We start from the raw sequence: 1,231 nt of genomic DNA on the forward strand, positions 1-1,231 counted from the left end.
GGGTATTTTTAACACCAATTTCAGCTAGAACATTTTGCGTAGTACGAATCATTTGAATCATATTTGGATCTGACGCATCAACTACGTTAATTAGCAGATCGGCATCCTTAACTTCTTGTAACGTAGCCTTAAATGATTCAATCAGATTATGAGGTAATTTAGAAATAAAACCGACTGTATCGGATAGGATAAAGCTAAAATTATTGTTTAGCTCAATCCGTCTGACATTGGTGTCCAAGGTTGCAAAAAGCATGTCCTTAACAAAAACCTGCTTTTCGCCGTTTTCCTTGGTAAATTCTGCTAGTAAGCCGTTCATCGTCGTTGATTTACCGGCATTAGTATAGCCAACTAGGGCAACCTTGGGAATATGGTTTTGATTACGTCTTTTGGCCTTAATTTCTTCTTGTCCCGCAATTTCCTTCAGCTCTTTTTTAATGACGGCAATTTGCTTCCCGATTGTCCGCCGGTTTAATTCTAGTTTTGATTCACCGGCACCACGGTTAGCAAAACCACCGCCGCGTTGCTGGTCAAGGTTGTTTTCTGACGGATGCAGACGCGGCAATTCGTATTCTAGCCTTGCAAGCTGAACTTGCAATTTAGCTTGTTTGGTTCGCGCCCGATTTGAAAAGATCTCCAAGATTAATTCTGTCCGATCAATAATCCGCAACTTAGTCATTTTTTCTAAATTACGGATTTGGACGGGGGTTAATTCATCATTTAAAATAAGAACTTTCGCCCTTAAGCCACGGGCCATATCCTTAATTTCGTTTATTTTACCGAGACCAAAGTAGGTGCCAGCAACAACATGTTCCAGGTTTTGCCGTGATTGGCCAACTACTTCCATATTGGCTGCTTCTGCTAAGTTAGCCAGTTCAGCCAGATAGTAATCAAAATTAGGGTCATTTAAGTTAACGCCAGCAATATAAGCTTTGGTTTTATGAGGTGTGTTATCGATCATGTAGTCCTCTTTTTTATGTTTAAATCTTTTAGTGACATTTTATCTAGCGATTTTGCTTGTAATAATCCTCATGATCACGATCTCCTTTATGTAAATTAGGTTAGCTTAATTGTAATACAAAAGTGCAACTTTACCAAAAAGACGGTTAGCAACAAGTATAAATATAATAGGGAAAAATCATATCAATTTGAAGTTAACCCCCGGAATTGGACAAAGATTCCAATTCGGGGGTTTTCTTATGTCTAAATATTTACTAAAAACAAAATTAGAAGC

Annotated in this window: 1 protein-coding gene; it reads right to left on the reverse strand. The window is 38.1% G+C overall.

Going from position 1 to position 1,231, the window contains the following annotated elements:
- Nucleotides 1–958: GTPase HflX (hflX, locus tag J3U69_RS10350; RefSeq protein ID WP_267414005.1), on the reverse strand; the 958-nt coding region annotated here is incomplete at its 3' end.
- Between the last annotated feature and the right edge of the window lie 273 nt (nucleotides 959–1,231).

Source organism: Lactobacillus sp. B4026 (genome assembly GCF_026535825.1).
GTDB lineage: Bacteria > Bacillota > Bacilli > Lactobacillales > Lactobacillaceae > Lactobacillus > Lactobacillus panisapium.